This is a genomic window from Lacticaseibacillus parahuelsenbergensis (assembly GCF_030770265.1).
Lineage (GTDB): Bacteria > Bacillota > Bacilli > Lactobacillales > Lactobacillaceae > Lacticaseibacillus > Lacticaseibacillus casei.
The window spans coordinates 2,719,541-2,736,808 of sequence record NZ_CP132482.1; the positions used below are offsets into that span (position 1 = coordinate 2,719,541).

Sequence of the window (17,268 nt, forward strand, 5' to 3'; positions counted from 1 at the left end):
AAGCTTTCAATCCGCGACTTTTACCATTCGGCAATCGTGCCATCATAGTTCTTCCAAGACGGGTTGTTCCAAACCAAGCCTTCCTGGGCAACTTCTTTGATCTTGTCTTCGTCCATATCAATTCCGAGACCCGGACCTTTTGGTAACTGAACATAACTGTCTTTGTATTGGAAAATTTCTTTATTTTTCACAAAGTCGAGCAGGTCAAAGCCTTGATTGTAGTGAATGCCCAGGCTTTGTTCCTGAATGAACACATTTGGCGTGCAGGCGTCAACTTGCAGGGTTGCTGCGAGTGATACCGGTCCATACGGTGCATGCGGGGCAACGCCCATGTCAAAGGCTTCAGCCATAGCCGCAATTTTGCGGGTTTCCAAAATACCGCCACACAGCGCTACATCCGGTTGCACGATATCAATGGCCCCTTGACGAAATAGATTCTTGAAGTCCCAGCGCGTGTAAAGCCGTTCGCCGGTTGCCAGCGGAATGGAAACTTCGCGGGCAATGTCATCAAACGAATCCCAGTTTTCCGGTAACACGACTTCTTCCAGAAACATCGGATGATATGGTTCCAGCGCATGCGCCAGTACTTTTGCCATTGGCCGGTGAACCCGTCCGTGGAAGTCAATGCCGATTTCGAGCTTATCGCCGACCTGATCACGGATGGAAGCAACGCGATCAACGACGGCCTGCACCTTGTTGTAGGAATCAATATAGTGCAGTTCTGAGGTGGCATTCATTTTAATCGCGGTGAAGCCTTTGTCGACCCGCGCTTGCGCCTGTTCGGCAACATCGGATGGCCGATCGCCGCCGATCCAGGAGTATACCCGAATGCGATCGCGCGCCGCCCCGCCGAGTAGTTCATACACCGGCAGATTAAGCGCTTTGCCTTTGATATCCCAAAGTGCCATCTCCAAACCAGAAATGATGGTGCCGTTAATTGGACCGCCACGGAAGAAGGAGCGGTGCATTTCCTGCCACAGCCGTTCAATTTCGAACGGATCACGGCCGATTAACTTTTTGCCCATTTCATAGGCGCCAGCGACAACGGTTTCCGTTTTGGTTCCGGAGATCATTTCCCCCCAGCCCGTGATGCCTTCATCGGTTGACAATTTAACAAAAATCCATCGTGGCTTAACTTTGTAAACTTTAATATCTGACAGTTTCAATTCAAAAATGCTCCCTTCAAAACAGTTTCAACGTCGTTAACGATTAAGCTTGGGCACTTTTCTGGTTCTGGGCGTCCATCGCCGCATTGACATGTTTGATCCCGTCAAAGAAGTACCAGACACCGGCGAAAATAATTAACAATACCGGAATCGAAATCAGTGGATGCCAAGTGAAGGCGAAGTAAACCGCAAAGCTTTGGATCATCGAAGTGGCCGCAAATGATGAAATATACAGCGAGTTGGCACCAAGTTTAATGCCGACTGATTTGGCAATTTCCGTCAAAACCGGCGCTGTCGAAGTCCCGCACCACAAAAGCGAAGCGGTGACGACCAAGCCAATGATGATGTTCTTCAGCAAATTGCCGTTTGTCAGTGCCACAACCAAGGCCACCCGGAATGGCACAACCGCCAAGTCAGCAAATGGCAAGACCTGGTTACCAGGCAAAACCAATGCCATCAGGATGGTCAATGGAATGATGATCAAAGCAGTCGTGATAACATCGGCATTCCCGACAACCACGGCGGCGTCCAAGCCGATAAACAGCTTGCGGCCTTTGAACCGTTTTTCTGACCATTTTTGCGCGGAGTCGGAAATTGGCATCAAGCCTTCCATGAACAGCGAGGTCATTTTTGGAATCAGGACCAAAACCGCCGCCATTGACACACCTAATTGCATAATCTTCATGAGGTTATACCCGGCGAAAAAGCCAATGGCCATCCCGATTAACAGCCCCATGATCATCGAATCACCGAAGAAGCCTAAATACTTCTGGGCATCACGAATGGAGAACTTATTGCGCCGCATAAATGGGATGCGATCCAACAACCAATTCAACGGCCATGCGATCACCAATGACGACAGTGCCGAGACGGTTGGCAAGGACACGCCAGGCATGCCGAAGAATTTTTCGGTCATCGGCTGTGACCAGTCGGCCAGCTTGAAAGTGACCAGCGCCATGACAATTGATGAACCTACGCCAAGCGCAATGTTCTTCGTGACGAAGTAAACCATGACGCCGACAATGGCCATGTGGTGATAGTTCCAAATATCCACGTCAAGCGTATGCGTGCGCTTGATGATCAAAAGCACAATGTTAACGGCCAAAATAGCAAAAATCAGAATCGCGATAATCGGTGATGCCCAAGTCACAGCGGCAATGGAACCCCAGCCGACATCAAGTGCGGTCAGATGGGCACCGGTTCGCTCAACCATGGCTTTGGCAGCCGGTCCGACATTGGTGGTCATGAAGTCCAGAATCAATTTGATCCCGGCAAAACCAATTCCCAACGTCAGCCCGGATTTAAACGCTTTGTCGATGCGCAGGCCAAAAATCATGCCGATAATCGTGATGATAACTGGCAGTAACACCGTTGGACCGGCGGCAATTAACCAGTTAAAGACGTCCATTACGATATTCATAAAACGTTATCCCTCCAATTCGGTCGGATTGACCCGACCTTGTTGACGCACCTGCTCACTTGTCTTTAACCGTCTCGTAAATCTTGTTGAGAGTCTCTTGCGCCCCAACGCCGGTTAACAATGGCAGACCATGAATATACGGAACCCCGTGCGTTTGCCCTTCAAACTGGCCAGTCGTTACCAGCAAATCGTAGTTTTCGACTTTGCCCGGCACTTCCATTAACTTCGTCTGGGTCGTTTCAACATCAACCCCTTTTTCTGCCAAAAAACTCTTAATCTTCGACGCAACCACCGTTGACGTTGCGATACCATTACCACATGCAACTAAAATATGAGCAGCCATAATTTCTTTACCTCCATTTTTTATTCAAACGTTTTCGCCAACAATTGATACAAACCATCCACATCCGCTGCGTCCGCAATGGCGTGGCGTAACTGATCGTCTTGAATGACATCGACGATTTTCTGCAGCATCTCAACCTGGCCATGCGGTTCGCCAATGGCCATCATGATGATGACGTCTACGTCCAGGACGTTGTTGACATCCCCCATATCGTGAAACTTAACCGGATGAGCCAAGGTGGCGACCGAAATGGTGGTCTTTTTCACCAGCTGATAATTTGCATGGGGAATCGCTACGGTCGGTCGCGGTGATGGCAGGCCGGTCGGATACGTGGCTTCCCGATCAAGAATCGCCTGTTTATACCCTTCCTTGACGTAGCCTTGCGCAAACAAGTTGTCGGCAATCTGGCTCAACGCGTCCAGATTGTCCGTTGCCTCCAAGTGAGGCAGTAATAATTTTTTATCAATGACTAAATCAACCGCCACAGATCCAAGCCCCTTTCTATAGTGCGTATTTGATATCGACAAAGGCTTGCATAGAAGCCGCCAACCCGTCCACATTCCGGTTAGCCAAATCTTCAGCGTTGAACATTTTGGAACCGATGCCCAAGTAACTGGTCCCATGCGTCAACAGGTCTTTGGCATTTGCCAGCGACACACCGCCAACTGCCATTAATGGCAACTTACCAAGTGGCGCCTGAATCGCTTTGAAGAAGTCTGATCCAACCGTGGTTGCCGGGAAAATTTTGACAATGTCGGCGCCTTTTTCAAACATGTCGTGCACTTCAGTCGGCGTCATCGCTGCCGGCACCGTGATGACGTCATGCGCCTTAGCATAAGCGAAAATGTCGTCCGTGAATTCGATCGGACTCAGCATGAACTTGGCACCTTTGGCAATCGCTGCCTTTGCTTCGTCCAGCGTTGTGACGGTTCCGGCCCCGATGTGGATACGATCGCCATATTGGGCATTGCCATTCTCAATAATGTCGAGCGCATGTGGCGTATTCATCGTGACTTCAACACCGAACTGATTTTCAAAACCGGCCATGGCCTGCATGATCGCATCGGCCTGCTCCGGCGTGTAACTGCGCATAATCACGGTAAAAGTTGGATATTCAGATAATTCCATGGTGCCCTCCTTGTATTTCGTAACGTGTTGCTTAATTTTTTTATTTCAGGTTTGCGCCTGATTTGCTTTCGTAACGTTGCAAGATTTCATAAGCCTGCTGGCCACTTTTAGCATTCAACAACTGCTTCAAAGTGGTAGTGTCAGCAATGATCTCCGATAGTTCTTGAATCGCTTGCAGGTGCTGATCGGTGTCTTTAACGGCGATCGGCACGATCATGCGAATGTGAAACCCGTTTGGATAAATCACCGGTTGTTTCAGAATATAAAAGGCAAAGCCATTGTTGAGCACCCCGTTTTCCGGAACTGTGTGGGGAATGGCGACCTCCGTTCCAATAAAGCTGTAATTATCCGCAGCTGCTGTCTCGTCGATCAACGTTTGGCGAAACGGATCAGTCACATAATCCAGTCGTTCCAACGGTTCAATTGCCTGCTGCAAGGCGTTTTGCCAATCGCGACTTTGACCGATCTGAATCAGATTCGGCGCCGTCAACGCTGACAAGCGCGGCTGGTGAACTTCCGGCATTTCCTCAACCCCTTGATCGGCTAAAAACCGGCGCAAGGCATGATCTAAACCCGCAGAATCCGTAATCTTGGCGTGTTTACGCACAATCGCGGTCAATGCCGAAATGCCCGTTTGGATATTTTTCACGCCGATATCATTCAAGACGCGGTACCGCAATTGAACTTGCTCATCTTCGCTTAACAACGGGTGGATGATATATTGCCGCGCCGACGTTTTTAACGGTACCGTGGTGAAAACCAGATCGTAGTCACCGGAAAAGTGTTCGAATTCGCGCGCAGAGGTAGCGGATAAAAAGCTGATTTCCGGAAATAACCGGCGCAGATTCTGAATCATCAGCTTGGAAACGATCAAGCCGTTGGTACAAACCACTGCGGCGCGCTCCTTACTGACGTGTAAGTCGGCGGACTTTTCCAGCTCACCGTCGAAATAAAAGGCAATGAGGTTGCGCTCATCTTCGGGGATGGTTTTGCCCGTCAGCTTCTCGAGCGGTTCGATAATCGCATCAATGGTGTCGACCAGAAACCGATGACGGGGATTGGCGGCCATCACCTGCCCGACGCCGATATCGCGCAGATGCAAGCCATAGCGGACGCGGAAGATCGCCGGTCGCAAGTGGGCGAGGAGCCGTTTCACAAAGTCATCCTGATCCGCCACTTTGATGAACGTCTGTTGTTCAAATTTGGCAACCATGGTACGAATCGCCGCAACCAACGCTTGATCCGCGACCCCGACATCCCCACGAATCGTGTTGGCCGATAACAGCAGAATCACCAACCACTCCGCATCCGAATCACTCGTTAGCCACGACTGCGGAATCAGCGGTTTTAGCTGTGCAAACTCCTGCGTATCGCTGATCTGATGCTCAAAGTATGGTGTATCTTTGGCGCGATGCGATAGATTGCGCGTCACGTTCATCAGCACTGCCAGCATTAAAAAGCTAAACGATTCATCGGAGTACGTGACATTCCGGACATTTTCGATTTTGTGAATAAAATGAATGACTTGCTCTGTGGGCACCTTGCCTAACTGCTCGATTGAGCTGCGACCATCGTCATACGTCAACAGCTGGGTGACCAGATAATTCAACAGGTTACGCATCACCTGTTCGGAACCGGCGATAAAATAGCCTGCCTGCCGCGTGTACTTCAGCGTCAATTGGCGCTCGTCGAGGAATCGGGCAACTGCTTTTAAATCAGCTGACGTGGTTGTCCGACTCACCCCGCTGAAATCATAGATGTGCACCAGTGATAACAACTCGTCGCTGACCAGTAGATACAGGCAAATGAGCAAGATGCGCTCATCTTCTTCGCGATATACATAAGGTTGCGGCGCTTCAGTTGCCTGGACGTTGAAAAAGTCAGCTACTTCGCTTGGGGTAACAAACTCACCGCGCGGGGTCCGGGTAATCTTGGGCAGCTGATGATCCACTAGCTCCTGATTAATTTGGGCCAAGGCGTAAGCAAGTTGGCGCCGCGTAATTTTAAATTGTTTTTCCAAATCACCACTTTTCAAATTAGGATGCCGAATAATTTCTGAAAGGATTTGCAGATTGCGTTTCTTCACTCAACCCTCACCTCCAGGTCCAATATCAATTGTACGGGACAAACCGCCCGTATGACGGCGCTTTCATTCCGGCTTTTGTCCACCCCATTCGGATCCGGAATGTTCAAGGTGAACTTATGTCTGCCTCAAGCGCGTGGTTATGGGTTTTTGCTTGGGGAGAAAAAAGGCACTAAAGATCTAGCCCAATGAGTTCCTTGCCGTGCCAAACTCCGCAATCTCCGGCCAGAGGGTGCTGGAACGCTGTGACGGCGCTTTGAGCCAGAAACCCGCTGTCTCAAAGTCGCCTAACAACATCAGCGACAAGCCCAGTCGCTGTGTTGTTTGCACGGCTGAGCCCCCTCCAGCCTCCGATTGCTCCCCCTTGGCACTTACTCATTTAAAGAAGTCGACTAACTATCCTCTGAGACAACAAAAGACGAGTGAATTTTCCGATCTACAGAAATTTCACTCGTCTTATTAAGCTAATGTGAAGGTTACGCCAATCTCAGCAATAACTCGATATCGTTAAAAATGTAATCTTGGATACAACTGTCGACGCATTCACCTATCCGTCTGAATCTGCTTAACAGCATCAAAAGTAGGATCAACCGCACCGTTAAAGTCATCCTTCATGAAGACGCTGTTAACTTCAAAAGCATTGGTTGCTTGGTTAATTTGCCGGTGAAGCAGTTGATATTGTATCGGTGAGATCCTCGGCGCTATCTTTTTCAAGTGGCGATATGCCGCTGCCTTAATCTCATTTAATGGATAACCCTTTGTTTCTAGAATCGCGGTTTTCGTCCAGCGATAGGTCGTCTTGCGAATGTGACTGAAATCCGGTTCTTCATACGTTCGGCCATCGCGATCAACGGCATAGACAAACATACCGCCTAAATTTTCACGCGAAAACGTTGCAACCGTATGCATGTTCGAGCGTAAAAAATGATTGGGATCGGTGTCATACCAGCGATTATGATCGCCCTCTTCTGGAAAACTTAATCCAGCCAGCAACCGATCTTGTGGAAACCCAGCCATCGTATACGTTTGGCGCATTTTCTCGGTTCGACTTGGCCCACTGCCATATTGTTGATACCCGAGCTTGGAAAAGTAGCCCATGACATTTTCAAACGGGGCAAGGTAACTGCCATTGGTATCATAAATCAATAAGGTGCCATTTCCCGCTTTGGGGCCTAGATACTGTCCCATTGTCTGAATAATACGATCTGACAACGCAACTTTTTCGGCATCTGGGTACTGTTCCATATCAATATCGATGCCGTCCAGTCCCCATTGACCGGACAATTCATAGATCAATGTCTGCACATAATCATCAATCTCGCTTGCGGTTGGATTTTTGCCATATTGCTGAATTAAGCCATCGACCATACGCCCATAATCCAAAGCGCGAACCAGTTTTGCGCCCCGACGATGCATTTCCGGTGCATAGACGGTTTTCAACTTATCGAAAAACGGTTGCGCCTTGGCCTCTTGACCGGCTGGAACGTAGCTGAACACGTTGATAATATCAATCCCATATGGCAAATCCAGCATGCTTTGCGGATTCGGATCCAAAATTGTTGTATTAACCCCGTGCATGGCTTGGTCCCGCCACGCGCGATAATAAACCATGAACGTCTTTTGCGGCGTTTCCGCTGACGCACACACTGACTGCGGCTTCATCATCAGACTTAAAAAGATCCCGCTGGCGATGATCAGCCAGCTTACCCACCGTATCTTAAAACCCTTTTTCATTGTCGTGCCCCTCCCAATCAAGCAAAATCAGCTTGCTGACTTCTCACCCAACCGTTCGTACAACGCCACGATTTCCTCAGCCAAGTCGCGAAATGTAATGGCAGTCATGACGTGATCTTGGCCGTGGACCATCAAAAGTGACACAGCTTGATGCTGGCCATTTGCTTCCGCGGTCAACATGCCGGTCTGAGCTTGATGTGCATCGGCTAAGAAGTGATCGGCTTCTTTGAGTTTAGCTTTTGCTTGGTTGAAGTCGCCGATTTTCGCAGCTCGAATGGCTTCAAATGCGGCATTCTTCGCATTGCCGCCAGCCATAATCAGCTGCATCACGACCAATTGTTGTTGTTCGTTCATGAGCCTCGTCCCCCCTTAAGCCATTAAATCAAGCGCGGTCTGTAAAACCCGATCGCCTTTCATTAAGCCGTAATCGGACATATTGATGACAGCGACCGGTATCGACAAAGCTGCTTTAAAGTCGCCTTCCAAATAGCGCACTTGGGGACCGAGCAGTAAAACGTCAGGATGCTCGGCTGCCAACTTGTCTTTTGCATCTGCTGCCGAAGCTGCAAAGATTTTGACGTTCGCCTTGCTTTGTTCAGCAGCGTCCGTCATTTTTCTAACCAACATACTGGTCGACATTCCTGCCGCACAAACCAGCATGATTGTTTTCGGATTTTCAGCCATGATGAAGTTCCTCTTTTCTATTATGTCGATTCTTCAACGCGCGCTTGTCAGGAATCGGCGTCCGGCACATAACCGATGGCCGCAACTTGGCGGAACCAGTAGCCGGATTTTTTCAACGATTTCGTTTGATTGCGCAAATTATTGCGGATCAGGCCGTATCGATTTTTATAGGCATTGAGCCACGACCAGCAATCAATCCCGGTCCAGACAAAATAGCCATGGCAGTTGGCGCCGGCTTCAATCGCCTGATGCAGGAAACGCAGGTGATTGGTCATAAATTGAATCCGGTAATCATCCTGCACCACCTCGTCTTGCAAAAAGCGCTCCTCGTCAGCAACGCCGATGCCATTTTCCGCCACAAACCAGTCGATATTGCCGTAACGTTTTTTGATGGTCATCGCAATGTCATATAGCGCGTCGGGATAAATTTCCCAGCCTTTGTCGAGATTCATTTTGCGTCCGGGCATTTTGTACTCGTCAAAATAAATGTCCGGCAACCACGGCTGTAGGCTGTCAGGTGCCACATCCGGCGCCTGCACACGACAAGGATGGTAATAATTCACGCCGAGCACATCAATGTGATTGGCCGCAATGACCGCCAATTCCTCAGGCGTTGACGCCCACAAAACATGATCCTGCCTGAGTCGTTCGACCAGCGCTTCCGGGAAACGCCCATGAATGGCCGGTTCCAAATACAAATCATTGGCCCACAGCTCCGCGAATCGCGCCGCTTCCCGATCATCAGCGGACTGGGAAGCCGGATAAACCGGCGTCAAGTTGATAATCGTGCCAATGGTTGCATCCGGATGCTGGTTGATCTCGCGAAATGCCGCCACCGCCTTGGCACTAGCCAAATTAAGGTTATACGCAACCTGAACTGCCGCCTTACCGTCAACTAGATTGGGATAGTGAAATTGATATAAATACTGGCCGTCCACAATCACCTTGGGCTCATTAAACGTAAACCAGTGCGTCACCTGATCGCCGTAAAGTTCAAAACACTGCCGGGCAAATTTCACATACAGATCAACAACGTGCTTGGACTGCCAGCCGCCATAACGCTGTTGCAAGGTAATAGGCAGATCGAAATGATGCAGGTTCACATACGGCGTGATCCCCAGCGCATGCATCGCGTCAAACACGCGTCGATAATAATCCGCGCCTGCCGGATCCACCGTGGCCGCTTCAAGATCATCAATCAACCGCGTCCACTGAATCGAAATCCGCAGCGCCTGAACCCCCGCCTGCTTCAACAGTTTCAAATCCTGCTCATAATCGTTGTAAAAGTTTGACGCTACATCCGGGCCGACATTGTGATAAAAATCCTGCGGCCGCGTGTGATAATGATAATCAAAGATATTTTCATGCTTTTTGTGAAACGTACCTTCTGCTTGGGGACCGCTTGTGGCCGCACCCCAGGTAAAATCAGCTGCAAATTGGATGGCCATCACTTCCTTTCTAGCGGATCAAACCGGCTTGACGTTGTTGTTGAAAATGAACCGCCGCGCCATACAGATTGGCATCGGCTTGAAACTTGGCAATCCGAATAACCGGCCGCACCGGTGCCAGTTCGGTTTGCGCCATGACCGCATCCAGCGCCGCTTCCAAATCGGCCAATAAATGTGGATTTTGGGAAATCCCGCCGCCAATGACGAAACAGTCTGGATCAAAACTATATTGCAAATTGAAAATGGTCGTGGCCAGAACATTGAACATGCGCTGAACGGCTTTTTTGGCTTCCTGACCACCCTTGTGTGCCTGCTCATATAGCGTTTTGCCATCCAGGTGAGTACCGTGGCGCCGATTGTAACGTGCCACCGTGTTAACCAGCGTGCCAAGATGGCTGACGGAATCGTCATCGCCGTGCCACATATAACCGAATTCGCCACCCATCAGATGACGGCCCCGATGCAGCTGACCATTCAGAATCACCGCCCCACCAACGCCGGTTCCAAGCACCAGAAAAATCGCATCGCGCACATCGGCAGCCGCACCTGCCTGCACTTCAGCCAACGCCGCGCAGTTCGCATCATTTTCGATTGTGACCGGCAGCTCCAAGCGGTTTGTTAACTCGGTCACGATCGGAAAATGATGAATATAAGGCACCGCACTGGCACCCCGAATGATGCCGGCCGCTTGATCAACAACGCCGGGACTACTGATCGCCACGCCAGTCACCTCGGTCATCTGCCGCAACGCCGCCACCTGTTGTTGCAGGCACTGATAAAAGGCTGCCAACGTTTTCGGCGTTGCAACCTTGGTTTGCTGAAAAAGACCGGTTTCGGCACTGTAGCCACCAAATTTGATCGTGGTGCCGCCAATATCGATCACCGCTAAACTCATCGCAATCCTTCCTGTTCCTGTTGCTGAATCACATCAAGCGCCAACTGACAAAACGTCATATTCGCCCACGAAAACCACGTGCGGGTATATTGCAACGGATCATCCTTTTGAACACCTTCGTGACATTGACCGGTTCCGCCGGTTGTCGCCACCAGCAATAACAGCTTGGCCATTTTATCCGCGGCGGTCGTTGCGACCAAGCCTTCCATTGCCACCGCAATCGGCCAGACATATTCTGGCGGCGTGTGCTCGCTACCGATACCGGTCAACATTTTTCCTTCATAGTAATAAGGATTCTGCGGACTGAGTACAAATGCCTTTGTGGCCAGATAAAGTGGGTCGTCCGCGGCGATGGCGCCTAAAAACGGCAGACTCAACAAGCTTGGGACATTGGCATCATCCATCAGGCGGGCGTGCCCAAGGCCATCGACTTCATAGGCCAAGCCTTGTTCCCCACTCGGCAACGTTTGAATCGCGTATGTCATGACGCCTTGCTCAATCGCTGCCACCAACGTCTGTGTCCGCTTGGCCAGTAACCGCTCATCAACCGGCATCAATGGCAATAAGTGGGTCAAAACCGTTTTGGCTAACAGGTTGGCCGGAATATGAAAACCATATTCACACCGATTATCACTGGGTCGAAAACCGTCCCAGATCAAGCCGGTCTCGCCAATTGGATTGCCTAATCCGTTGTTGGGAAGCGTATCGTTTTCATCCGCGTCCGACCGCCGAAAGAAATATGGCGACCGCTCATGATGCTGCTCCTGTTCAAAAATCGTCAGAATCAGCGTGAACGTGGCCCAAAAGTCGATGTCAAAAATGCTGGCATCCCCGGTTTCGGCGTAAAGATTCACCGCCAACAGCAACGGCGCACACAGAGTATCGATTTCAAATTTTCGTTCCCAAACTTGGGGCGACATCGGCCGATCGCTTTCGTCATCCGCCCGCCAATGCGCGCCACTAGTCGTTTCATTAAAGGCGTTCGCATAAGGATCAAGCCGCACAAAAGCCAGTTCGCGGCGCAGTACCCCTTCAAGTATCGGCTTCAGGTCAGGGATGTCCTTGATGAGTTGCACATACGGCAGCACCTGAAACGTTGCATCCCGCAGCCACATTGCCGGAATATCGCCAGTCGCAACAAAATACGTACCATCAGGCTGACGGCGGGTCGCTTTAACCAGCGCGTCGGGTAATAATGTCCGAAACATTGTCTGGGTCGCTGTATCCGGTAGTGGATGGGCTTCAGCATATTCCGTTAAGGCTGTTGCCAACGCTGACTTTTCTTCCATATTATGCGTGCTCCTTTTCTGCCACTGATGGCGATTGGCGCGGGTAGATGCCATAAGTCCGAATCTCACCCGGCTTAAATGCAGGCAACTCGAATGCTGTCACATCCGTTGCGACTGTTTGCCGAACCTCATTATTGAGATTCAACAAGCGAACGCTGGCGGGTTGGGCCAAATGAAGCGTTGCTGTTTCCGTGCAGGTTTGATCGGTCGGATTATAAAGCCGGACGAGATATCCCGTACCATCCGAAGTAGCGCTAACACTGGAAACGACCAAGTCCGAACCGATTAACTCAATCGCAGAGTGATGTCGCAGTGGCGTTTGATTTGCGTTAATCGGGAAGTATTGCAACGACGTGGTGAAGCGATCAATTGTCTGGTTTTGGTAACCCAGACTGCCAATCGCCAGTGCCTGCACCCGGCGCTGTAATTCAACCGGATCAAAGGTGGCATCCAAACAAATACCGCCGCGCATGTGCCGCGTTCCCAACAGCTGACTGTCAGGGGTTGGCACATACCGGGTTTGCAAGCCAGACGCATCCCCCGGCCGACGCTTCAAATCTGGCCGTCCGAGGTAACCGACTCCACGAAACATCGTCACTGCCAACTGATCAAACTGCTCGCCGACAATTTGGCACTCTTTTTCACCTAAGCCAAGGAATGTCCAACTGGTCTTTTGGTCGTGGCTGTTGGCAAAATGAATCAGCGGTCGCAGCGCAGTGGGCTCCTCATGATAACCGATGGCTTGCCAGTCCTTCAGATGTGGATCAACGACCGGACGCATTGCCACGCCAAAGGGAGTATCGGCATAGCTATCTTTTGCCTTGATCGGCGTCTTAAGCACCAGCCGCAGCCGGTGATCGCGTACCGTATTCTCGACCGTCAAATCAAATCGAATCACGGGATCATCAGCGGCCAGTTGCAATACCAGCGTATATGGCATCGCAACGTCGGCCTTTTGCACCTTGCGATCGGCCAACTTGCCTGGTAACTGCCAGCTTCCGCGGAAAATCAGGTCACTCACCAACTTACCCTGATGGCCAGTCACCTCGGCCTGCGCAAGCGACAAGCCAAGCAGCCAGTCTTCATCAGGTGGCGAGTAATCATACGTATCCCCGGCATCGCCGCCATCCTCGAAATGAAGCGGATCGATAAAGGTTTGCTGCGTGCGATGATCCGTCAACAAGAGCTTGCCACCCTCAAAAGTCAGCGTGTAAACCCCGTTGCTAATCGTGGTACTTTTGGTTCGCAACGGCAGCTGCTGGTGCGCCGGCTCAAGCGTCAAGCCCACCCAATCCAGCGCATCAATGACTACTGGCACCGCAATGGTCGTGCGATAATAGATGTCCGGCGTCTCTTGAGCGGGATCACCACGCAAAACGGCATTATCGACTTGTTCTTGCTTCAGCACCTCAAACGCCACCGGTTCGCCGGTTTCATTTTTCAGCGTAAAATGCGGCTCTCGCGTCGCAACGGTGATCTGGCCAGTCTGGTGAACCGATTGAATCGTCGAGTTCCAAAAGAAAACGTTCAACGAATCCGGGGCATTGCTAGCCAACTTGCGTAATAAATAGTCACGAAGCGATTCCGCCAACTGTAAGGCATCAACGCCGCGCTGGGCGATGTCGCGATTCGTCTCATCCGAATTGCAACCGCCGGAAGAATCATGCGCCTGACCGCGGGCAATGCTTTTCCAGATGGTTTCGACGATGCCGGACTGGGCTTCAATGCCGTGATGCGCCGCAACGGCCATCAGCGGTTCAACGACATCGACCATCAGATGTTCCAGCCGATCATACAGCTCTTTCAAATCAGCCCGTGATGAGTAAATACCGCGATGAATTTTCGAGGCGGACGGATCCACAAACTCGCCTTGATAAGTTGGTAAGTCCGGCGTTTTCGCCAAGTCCTTGAAAAAGTCCGGATAATTGTCTTCTACCAAGTCAAATTCATCTTGTTGCGCATTGGCGATTTGCAGCCGATCCTTCAAATTGAAATCAACTGCGCGCTGGTCACCGCCCACCGGCAAAACCAAATCATGCGCCTGCGTATCGGTGGCAATGCGGTGAAGTAAACTCGCCATATCGTCATTTTCAATCAGCTCAACGCCGGCATAGTAGCCGTTTTTAATATTGGCGGCCAACACTTTGGAGCCGTCATTGGCGGTCCAGTAAAAGTAACGCGCGTTCTTTTCATGCGGCATCCCCCGCCAAAAGACAGTCGAGCTGATGTCAAATCCGTGATAAATCTTCGGCATGTCCTGCCCCTGCCCGAACGAATCAGGCAGATAGCCGACTTTCATAACGCCGCCTAAATCAGCAGCCAGTTTGTGGCCAAGTTGCAGGTTCCGCACAATGGATTCGCCACTGGTGACCATCTCGTCAATTTGCGTATACCACGGGCCGACAAACAGCCGCCGCGCCTGAATAAATTTGCGCATTTGATCGCGTTGTTCGGGATTGGTCTGCAAATAATCATCGACAATCGCCATCTGACCATCCAGTAAATACGCATCCAGTTGATTCGTCTCAAGTGCTTGCAACACTTCCGCCATATGATACGCAAACTGAACCCGGGCCTGTTGACGCGTGAAGTACCATTCAAAATCCCAGTGCGTGTGGGCAATCACGTGAACTTTTTGCATTAATCAAATTCTTCTTTCTGTCTTCATGCCGTGTCTACCAACTATGCCGCAGCCAACCGCCGTTCACTGCGTTGATTCATAATGACAAACGGTGCGTAGAGGAAAATATCGATGACAACTAAAACGGCCGTCAGAATCACCGGACTCATATGCAACCCGCCAAGGATCCAGGTGCTGACAAAAATCGGCTCATTACCCGAGTTTAAAACCACGAGCGGCACTACCCAGCCAATCGAAGTCACCACATAAGCCACAATCGCATTAAACAGCGGCACGAAAATCCACGGAATGAACATGATCGGATTCAAGACAATCGACAAGCCAAAGATAACCGGTTCGTTGATCCCAAAGCACCCCGGCACCAAGGCCAATTTAGCCACTTCCCGTTCTTTTTCACCTTTTTTGGTAAAAATCAGCATGGCAATGATGAGGCCAAATGTTGCCCCTGAACCGCCGATCATCGCGTAAACGTTGGTCATCGTGTTCGGCGCAATCGAGATGCCGGCAAAACTTTTGGTTTCCGCAAACTTCGCCACATTCTGCAGGAATAACGGCAGCCAAAACGCGGAAACAATCCCCCAGACAATGTTGAAGCCGTGCAACCCAAGGAACCACAGGATCTGTTCTAATAAAATGACAACAATAATAGCTGGTAATCCGGTGCCGACTGTCAGTAACGGCTTAATGATGACCGTTGAAATCAGCTGAATTAAACTGGTGTAGCCCATGGCCTGAAGACCGATCCGGGCCAATCCGAACAACAGCAAAACTTCGGACATTGGAATTAAGGCAAAAAACGAGTCAAACACATTTTGCGGGACACTCCCCGGCATCCTGATGGTGAACTTGGACCGGCTGAAGGAAGCAAACAGCGCAACGGCTAACATCCCGACAATCAAGCCGGTAAACATCCCTTCATAACTGAACAGCGACGCCGCAAATCCTTCAATGACTTTAGCTTTAGGATCGGCGAAGTTGACGTTGTTCGGTACCATGACAAAATAGGCGGAAAAGGCCAACAAGGTGGCAATAATGACATTCATACCTTTGTTCTCATCACGCCGCTTTAATTCAACCGCGTAGGAATAGGCGCTGGAAACCACCACAATCAAGCCAACAATGCCAAGCGTAGCGACGCCGAGATAACCAAAAAGTTGACTCAGACTCGTCAACCAACCCCAATTTAAATGTTGTGACTTAATCAACGCATCCAGTTGCATCTTGATCAGGTTCGAAAACGATCCAATCACCGTAAATGGAATCGTCCGAACAAAAGCATTCTTAACAGCTTGGAGAATCGTGTTGTTCTGCACCCACATCGAAGCCTTCAGCAACGGCTCCTGAAGCTTATCCACATTGAACTTCATCATGCATCACCCCTAAGTAGTTTTAAAAAGAAAACGTTTTCCAAAATCGTCAGTTTACCGGTTTCCCTAATTTTTGTAAAGTCTTATTTACATTTTATATATACAAATTATGCGATGCTGTCAGATAACGCTGGCTCAATCTTGACTAGCTTGAAAATATGGCTTATCAAATCATTCGCTTATGTTATAATCGCTTAACAAGTAAGCCATTGAGGTGACGGTGTTGTATCTTTATTCGGAAATTTATTCAGACATTAAAAAAGACATTTTAACGAACCACTATCGCGCCGGTAAGCCGCTGCCCACACAAAAAAAGCTGGCGGAAACTTACCACACCAGCCGTTTAACCATTAAAAAAGCGCTAAAACTCTTACAGGATGAAGGCCTGATTTACAGTCAGCAAGGATCAGGTAGTTTTGTGCGCGCACGGACAACTGAAGACGACAAGGAACTGTTACCGCTTGATGCGCCAATTGGAGCGACCTATTCACACCGCGATCAAAACATCTCCAGTAAACTGCTGTATTTTGATGCGCGCTTGCCCAACGAAACCGAGCAGAAAAACCTTGCCATTAAAAGTAATGAACCTGTCTATGACATCAAACGGGTTCGTCTCATCAATGACCGCTATTACAGCCTTGAACACACCATTATGCCCACCAATATCGCGCCGTTAGACAAGGATATTCTGAAAGGCTCGATTTACGATTATCTCGGCAACCGCAACATCCAGCTAACCGATGCCCGCCGCATTCTATACGCAACCGAAGCCGATGCCGAAACCGCCGACGCCCTTGATATCAAAAAAGGCAGCCCGGTACTCGTCATTGAACAAACAGCATACGACCAAAAGGGCCACGCATTCGAATACTCGGTTTCGCGGTTCATTCACGATCATTCCCGGTTTGTTTTAAACATTCACCGAAAATTGCCAAATTTTTTGGGGTGATACTGTTGTTTGAGGTCACAAGTTGTTGGATCAGTATCTCTTAATGTGCCGTTACAAAGAAAACAAAAAGTCGTTAGCATCTTCGCAATGAAGTGCCAACGACTTTTTTTAATTCGTCCAA

The 17,268-nt window shown here is 49.9% G+C and carries 16 protein-coding genes; 1 reads left to right on the forward strand and 15 read right to left on the reverse strand.

Annotated elements, in window-relative coordinates; translation table 11 throughout:
- Window positions 1-20: 20 nt before the first annotated feature.
- The 15 genes from dgoD to LACPH_RS12720 all read right to left on the reverse strand — a co-directional run bounded on the left by dgoD (window position 21) and on the right by LACPH_RS12720 (window position 16,198).
- Window positions 21-1,166 (reverse strand): galactonate dehydratase, encoded by a 1,146-nt coding sequence (dgoD, locus tag LACPH_RS12650; RefSeq protein ID WP_025013330.1) that lies wholly within the window; start codon window positions 1,164-1,166, stop codon window positions 21-23.
- Window positions 1,167-1,209: 43 nt separating this feature from the next.
- Entirely contained in the window at window positions 1,210-2,586 is a 1,377-nt protein-coding gene (locus LACPH_RS12655; RefSeq protein ID WP_010490819.1) for a PTS galactitol transporter subunit IIC, read from the reverse strand.
- 55 nt (window positions 2,587-2,641) lie between these two features.
- Window positions 2,642-2,929, reverse strand: a complete 288-nt coding sequence (locus LACPH_RS12660; RefSeq protein ID WP_010490817.1) for a PTS sugar transporter subunit IIB — start codon at window positions 2,927-2,929, stop codon at window positions 2,642-2,644.
- Between the two features lie 20 nt (window positions 2,930-2,949).
- Window positions 2,950-3,414, reverse strand: coding sequence for a PTS sugar transporter subunit IIA (locus LACPH_RS12665; RefSeq protein WP_010490815.1), 465 nt, complete (start codon window positions 3,412-3,414; stop codon window positions 2,950-2,952).
- 16 nt (window positions 3,415-3,430) lie between these two features.
- Window positions 3,431-4,057 carry a bifunctional 4-hydroxy-2-oxoglutarate aldolase/2-dehydro-3-deoxy-phosphogluconate aldolase gene (locus LACPH_RS12670; RefSeq protein WP_274785147.1) on the reverse strand — a complete coding sequence of 209 codons (627 nt, stop codon included), beginning with the start codon at window positions 4,055-4,057 and terminating at the stop codon, window positions 3,431-3,433.
- A 40-nt stretch (window positions 4,058-4,097) separates the two neighbouring features.
- Window positions 4,098-6,143, reverse strand: a complete 2,046-nt coding sequence (locus LACPH_RS12675; RefSeq protein WP_274785148.1) for a BglG family transcription antiterminator — start codon at window positions 6,141-6,143, stop codon at window positions 4,098-4,100.
- A gap of 177 nt (window positions 6,144-6,320) precedes the next feature.
- Window positions 6,321-6,470: a hypothetical protein gene (locus LACPH_RS12680; protein WP_274785149.1), complete on the reverse strand. Its 150-nt coding sequence runs from the start codon at window positions 6,468-6,470 to the stop codon at window positions 6,321-6,323.
- A gap of 213 nt (window positions 6,471-6,683) precedes the next feature.
- The gene (locus tag LACPH_RS12685; RefSeq protein WP_274785150.1) at window positions 6,684-7,874 is read right to left on the reverse strand and encodes an EndoS/ChiA family endoglycosidase; all 1,191 of its coding nucleotides are present in this window, start codon (window positions 7,872-7,874) and stop codon (window positions 6,684-6,686) included.
- Between the two features lie 27 nt (window positions 7,875-7,901).
- On the reverse strand, window positions 7,902-8,228 hold the full coding sequence (locus LACPH_RS12690) for a PTS lactose/cellobiose transporter subunit IIA (RefSeq protein WP_274785151.1): 327 nt from the start codon (window positions 8,226-8,228) through the stop codon (window positions 7,902-7,904).
- Between the two features lie 15 nt (window positions 8,229-8,243).
- Window positions 8,244-8,558, reverse strand: coding sequence for a PTS sugar transporter subunit IIB (locus LACPH_RS12695; RefSeq protein ID WP_274785152.1), 315 nt, complete (start codon window positions 8,556-8,558; stop codon window positions 8,244-8,246).
- Window positions 8,559-8,605: 47 nt separating this feature from the next.
- Window positions 8,606-10,006 carry a glycoside hydrolase family 1 protein gene (locus LACPH_RS12700; RefSeq protein ID WP_274785153.1) on the reverse strand — a complete coding sequence of 467 codons (1,401 nt, stop codon included), beginning with the start codon at window positions 10,004-10,006 and terminating at the stop codon, window positions 8,606-8,608.
- A gap of 10 nt (window positions 10,007-10,016) precedes the next feature.
- Entirely contained in the window at window positions 10,017-10,901 is an 885-nt protein-coding gene (locus tag LACPH_RS12705; RefSeq protein WP_274785154.1) for an ROK family protein, read from the reverse strand.
- Window positions 10,898-12,190: a glycoside hydrolase family 125 protein gene (locus LACPH_RS12710; RefSeq protein WP_274785155.1), complete on the reverse strand. Its 1,293-nt coding sequence runs from the start codon at window positions 12,188-12,190 to the stop codon at window positions 10,898-10,900. Before LACPH_RS12710 ends, LACPH_RS12705 begins: the two co-directional genes overlap by 4 nt.
- Window position 12,191: 1 nt before the next feature.
- Complete coding sequence (locus tag LACPH_RS12715; RefSeq protein WP_274785156.1) at window positions 12,192-14,831, reverse strand: glycoside hydrolase family 38 N-terminal domain-containing protein; 2,640 nt, start codon at window positions 14,829-14,831, stop codon at window positions 12,192-12,194.
- Window positions 14,832-14,872: 41 nt separating this feature from the next.
- The gene (locus LACPH_RS12720; protein ID WP_306387716.1) at window positions 14,873-16,198 is read right to left on the reverse strand and encodes a PTS sugar transporter subunit IIC; all 1,326 of its coding nucleotides are present in this window, start codon (window positions 16,196-16,198) and stop codon (window positions 14,873-14,875) included.
- 223 nt (window positions 16,199-16,421) lie between these two features.
- On the opposite strand from LACPH_RS12720, the gene LACPH_RS12725 reads away from it, so the two are divergent.
- The gene (locus LACPH_RS12725) at window positions 16,422-17,147 is read left to right on the forward strand and encodes a GntR family transcriptional regulator (protein ID WP_274785227.1); all 726 of its coding nucleotides are present in this window, start codon (window positions 16,422-16,424) and stop codon (window positions 17,145-17,147) included.
- Window positions 17,148-17,268 lie beyond the last annotated feature (121 nt).

Excerpts from the sequence above, each read along its gene's own strand:
- LACPH_RS12695 (WP_274785152.1), bottom strand. The coding sequence starts at position 8,558 with ATGGCTGAAAATCCGAAAACAATCATGCTGGTTTGTGCGGCAGGAATG.
- LACPH_RS12655 (WP_010490819.1), bottom strand. The coding sequence starts at position 2,586 with ATGAATATCGTAATGGACGTCTTTAACTGGTTAATTGCCGCCGGTCCA.
- LACPH_RS12700 (WP_274785153.1), bottom strand. The coding sequence starts at position 10,006 with ATGGCCATCCAATTTGCAGCTGATTTTACCTGGGGTGCGGCCACAAGC.
- LACPH_RS12660 (WP_010490817.1), bottom strand. The coding sequence starts at position 2,929 with ATGGCTGCTCATATTTTAGTTGCATGTGGTAATGGTATCGCAACGTCA.
- LACPH_RS12685 (WP_274785150.1), bottom strand. The coding sequence starts at position 7,874 with ATGAAAAAGGGTTTTAAGATACGGTGGGTAAGCTGGCTGATCATCGCC.
- LACPH_RS12720 (WP_306387716.1), bottom strand. The coding sequence starts at position 16,198 with ATGAAGTTCAATGTGGATAAGCTTCAGGAGCCGTTGCTGAAGGCTTCG.
- LACPH_RS12710 (WP_274785155.1), bottom strand. The coding sequence starts at position 12,190 with ATGGAAGAAAAGTCAGCGTTGGCAACAGCCTTAACGGAATATGCTGAA.
- LACPH_RS12715 (WP_274785156.1), bottom strand. The coding sequence starts at position 14,831 with ATGCAAAAAGTTCACGTGATTGCCCACACGCACTGGGATTTTGAATGG.
- LACPH_RS12670 (WP_274785147.1), bottom strand. The coding sequence starts at position 4,057 with ATGGAATTATCTGAATATCCAACTTTTACCGTGATTATGCGCAGTTAC.
- LACPH_RS12705 (WP_274785154.1), bottom strand. The coding sequence starts at position 10,901 with ATGAGTTTAGCGGTGATCGATATTGGCGGCACCACGATCAAATTTGGT.
- LACPH_RS12690 (WP_274785151.1), bottom strand. The coding sequence starts at position 8,228 with ATGAACGAACAACAACAATTGGTCGTGATGCAGCTGATTATGGCTGGC.